This is a genomic window from Dolichospermum sp. UHCC 0352 (assembly GCF_009711925.1).
GTDB classification, from domain to species: Bacteria; Cyanobacteriota; Cyanobacteriia; order Cyanobacteriales; family Nostocaceae; genus Dolichospermum; species Dolichospermum lemmermannii.
In genome coordinates, this window is sequence record NZ_VIKY01000047.1 from 1 (window position 1) to 4,417 (window position 4,417).

At 39.9% G+C, this 4,417-nt stretch carries 4 protein-coding genes; 2 read left to right on the top strand and 2 right to left on the bottom strand.

The features are described from left to right. Nucleotides 1–94: 94 nt before the first annotated feature. Both FJR06_RS03005 and FJR06_RS03010 read left to right on the top strand, forming a co-directional pair. Nucleotides 95–325, top strand: a complete 231-nt coding sequence (locus tag FJR06_RS03005; RefSeq protein ID WP_168650708.1) for an RNA chaperone Hfq — start codon at nucleotides 95–97, stop codon at nucleotides 323–325. Nucleotides 326–469: 144 nt separating this feature from the next. Continuing rightward, nucleotides 470–697 (top strand): hypothetical protein, encoded by a 228-nt coding sequence (locus FJR06_RS03010; RefSeq protein ID WP_015079579.1) that lies wholly within the window; start codon nucleotides 470–472, stop codon nucleotides 695–697. Nucleotides 698–818: 121 nt separating this feature from the next. Here FJR06_RS03010 and FJR06_RS03015 read toward each other — a convergent pair whose 3' ends face one another. Together FJR06_RS03015 and purD are read right to left on the bottom strand one after the other, a co-directional pair. Further along, entirely contained in the window at nucleotides 819–2,846 is a 2,028-nt protein-coding gene (locus FJR06_RS03015; RefSeq protein ID WP_015079578.1) for a cation:proton antiporter, read from the bottom strand. Between the two features lie 218 nt (nucleotides 2,847–3,064). After that, complete coding sequence (purD, locus tag FJR06_RS03020; protein WP_168650710.1) at nucleotides 3,065–4,342, bottom strand: phosphoribosylamine--glycine ligase; 1,278 nt, start codon at nucleotides 4,340–4,342, stop codon at nucleotides 3,065–3,067. Nucleotides 4,343–4,417 lie beyond the last annotated feature (75 nt).

Sequence of the window (4,417 nt, forward strand, 5' to 3'; positions counted from 1 at the left end):
CTCCAAATGCTTCGCCCGTACAGTTGTCAATCACCAATTACCAATCACCAATTACCAATTACCAATTACCAATCACCAATTACCAGTATAATATATGGCAACTAATCAATTTGATACTTCCCTACCTAGCACTCGTCAAGTCCAGAAGTGTATTAAAGAAAAATTAACGGTCGAATTTAGATTAATGACTGGTGATTTGATTACAGGTCGAATATTTTGGCAAGATCACAATTGTATCTGTATTTTTGATGGCAATAATGAGCAGATTATGGTTTGGAAACAGGCGATCGCCTACATGAAAACTTTAGGTAATATGGTAGGTTAAAGAGAGTTAGTCTCGCTCCGCTATCAGTAAAACTTAGATAAAACCGTGTTGCTTATCGTATTGACTTTCTATTATTAGTTTTTCTACTATTTAAATCAACGGTGGAATTTAGCGAGACTAATCAACGTTAAGGATATTTCTAGAATGTCTAAAATACTAATCACAGATATACCTTTATTCACAGATATACCTATTAAACAACAAGAAATTATAGTAGGTGGTACAACTACAGATATCGCTACAGACTCTTTAACTTCTGTTCCTTTAAACCCCATACTAGAGGCTGTTTTTAACGGGTTAGAATTAAATCCTGGTGACTTGACAAAATACTTAAATAGTTGGGGATTAAACATAAATTTCCCAATTATATGATGATTATAACCCATTAAAAAATATCGGCTTTATAGCTGAATATGAATATGTGGTATTTTAAAACATTACCACATATTTTTTGTAATTATTTCTGACATTATAACTGAATACACTTGAGTATTCATTTTTCTATTTCGTCAGAAATATTAATTTTACCTTCAGCAAACTCCACTAAAGCAGTGAGTTCTTCGGCTGATCCTACCACTAACAAGCGATCGCCTAAAAGAAGTGTAGTTTGATTATGAGGATAATCAATTTCTTCCCCATCAGCGCGACGAATAGCCATTAAACTCACCCCAGTTAAATAACGCATATTCACTTCTTCCAAACTCATGCCAATTAAAGGTGAATCTGCTGGTAAATCATACCAACGACGATTTAAATCACGGGTAACTTTTTGTAAATATTTAGAAACTTCAGCAGCGGAACTTTCAGGACGTAAATCCAAATAATGATCTTGGCGAATTTGTTGCATTTTCTGTTGTACCATCTCTGGTAATAAACCCACCCCAATTAATAGATGAGTTGCCATTTCTAAACTAGCTTCAAATTCTGGCTGTACTACTTCCTTTGCACCTAATTGATAAAGTAGTTCAATATTTTTATCTTGGGTAGCACGGACAACTGTATCTAATTCTGGACATACTTCCAAAGACCGTTTTAAACACAAACGAATACTGGCAGGATCAGGGAGAGTGATCGCCATACCTTGAGCATGACTGACACCGGCGGTTTCTAATACATGAAGACTCACCGCATTACCATAAACATAAGGTATTCCGGCATCCCGTAATTGCTGAATTCGACTTTCTGATTGATCAATCACTACTACAGGTAATTGATATTGCTGTAACAGCTTCACCAAATTTTTACCAAGCCGTCCATAACCACAAACTACTATATGATTTTTCTGTGGTAGATCTTCCGAAAAATCATGAGCTTGATCATCCACCAAATATGGTTTTAGCCAAGGCATAGATTCAGCAAAATCGAATAAAAATGGGACTAACCGCAAGACAAAAGGAGTCAGCATTAAAGTCACTGCGGTAGTTCCTAAAATTAGTAAATATATGCGTCGGGAAACCAAACCCAAAGCTTGTCCTTCACTAGCTAAAACAAAAGAAAATTCCCCAATTTGCGCTAGTCCTAAACCGACAATTAAAGCTGTTTTTAAAGGGTAACGGAATAACTTGACTAAAGGGGTGATAATTAAAAACTTACCCACAAAAACTAAAGCCACTAATCCCAGAATTAACTCCAGATTTTGCCACAAAAATACTGGATCAATTAACATCCCAATGGCCACAAAAAATAAACTAGCAAATATATCCCGTAAAGGTTCAACAATCGTTAAAGTTTCATCAGCATATTCCACCTCAGAAATCATCAAACCGGCGACAAATGCCCCCATTTCAATGGATAGTCCTAAATATTCTGTGAGCAGAGCAATTCCTAAACAGATAGTGACGACACCTAATAAAAATAACTCCTTGCTTTCAGTGCTGGCTAATAATCTGAGTAAAGGGGGAATTAACCAAATCCCAGCCACAACTGCACCCGCTGCAAATAAACCAATTTTCACCAATGCCATCACCACAGCCACCCCAATGGCTTCTCCTGGTTGATGAAGGGCTGGTAATACAGCTAACATGAACCCCAGAGCCAAATCCTGAACCACTAAAATCCCCAGCATTACCTGTCCGTGAGGTGTTTCAGTTTCATTGCGTTCCATGAGGCATTTGAGAACCACAGCAGTGGAAGACAAAGACAAAATCGAACCCAAAAATACACCTTTAGCCGGTAGAGTTCCCCAAGCACCAGTGACACCACAGACCAAAACAGTGATGAGAATAGTGAGGATAATTTGTAAAGTACCACCACCGAGAGCGATCGCCTTAACTTTTTTGAGTTCCGTTAAAGAGAACTCCACACCCAAAGCAAACAACAAAAACGCGACTCCAAACTGAGCCAAGGTTTCCACCTGGACAAGTTCTTTAATCAGCCTTAGTCCAGAGGGACCAACAACTATACCACCGATGATATATCCCAGCAAAACAGGTTGTTTTAACAGTGCAGCTAAGAGTCCACCGCAAGCAGCGACAGCAAACACCAAAACCAAATCAACAATTAAGCGAAAATCTTCTTGCACTAATTTTAATTAAAAACTATAAAGAACCATATAGATATCAGCATACAAAGTTTTCTCAATTTGCGGGGAGGACTGGGATACAAGAAAAACAAAATTTGGACCGACCACCAAAAAGTGATCAAGTCCCCACAGCATCATAAATGTATTTCTTCCTTCTTCCTTTGCGCCTTTGCTCCTTTGTGCCTTTGCGCGAAACAAATTATTTATCCAAAAATAAATCAGCCTAAAACCCGATAACCAATATCTCGGCGATAATACATCTGATCAAACTGAATATGTTCGATACCTGCATAAGCTTGAGCTAAAGCTTCCCGGAAATCCTCACCCAAACCCGTCACATTTAACACCCTACCGCCATCTGTAACAACTTTCTGGGCTGCATTTAATCTTGTCCCCGCATGGAAAACCGTCGCCCCTGCTGTCTGGGCTGCCTCAAAGCCAGTAATTACCTGACCTTTGGCATATTCTCCTGGATAACCACCAGCAGCAGCCACCACCGTAGCCGCAGCCCCTTGTTTCCAAGCAATCGGCGGCATATCTCCTAACCGCTGTTCTATACAAGCCAAGATTAAATCTTCCAAAGGAGTTTCTAGCATCGGTAAAATTACTTGTGTTTCGGGATCACCAAAACGACAGTTAAATTCTAAAACCCGAAAATCCCCATCTGGTGAAATCATTAACCCCGCATACAAAATGCCTCGGTAGTCAATGCCTCTGGACTGTAAAGCTGTGATCGTTCTTTCTAACACCTCTGTTTGTACCCGTGCCATTAACTCCGGTGTGGCGATTGGTGCAGGAGCATAAGCACCCATCCCACCAGTATTTTCTCCTGTATCACCTTCGCCGACGCGCTTATGATCTTGAGCAGGTAACAATGGGCGAATGGTTAAACCATCGGTTAAAGCTAAAACAGATACTTCTTGCCCTACTAAACATTCTTCAATGACAACGGAACTACCGGCAGATCCAAATTGTCCTTGAAAAATTGCCTCAATTGCTTCTTCAGCCTGGGCAATAGTTTCGGCAACTATAACCCCCTTTCCAGCAGCTAAACCATCGGCTTTAATAACAATGGGCGCCCCCTGAGATTGAATGTAAGCTTTTGCTGTGGCTGTTTCCGTAAATACCGCAGCTTTCGCAGTAGGAACTCCGGCTTCCTCCATTAAAGCTTTAGCCCAAGCCTTGCTTGCTTCTATTTGCGCCCCTGCTTTATTTGGACCAAATACCATTAAGCCTTGATTTTGCAGATAATCAGTAATTCCCTGAGCTAAAGGCACTTCTGGACCGACAACTACTAAAGAAATCCCATGATTAATCGCATATTCGCTGATACCAGCAAAATCATCTACTGCTAAAGGCAAGTTTTCACAACCTGGCAAAGTTGCTGTACCACCGTTACCTGGTACGCAAACAAGCTTGTTTATTTTTTCAGATTGTAGCAATTTCCACGCTAGAGCGTGTTCCCGTCCCCCATTACCGATAACTAAAACTTTCACTTATTTCCTCATATCTAAGCAAGCAAAACGAGAATATCTCTGGCATTCCTAAGAGGATGTTTTAAAAGTTTTTAA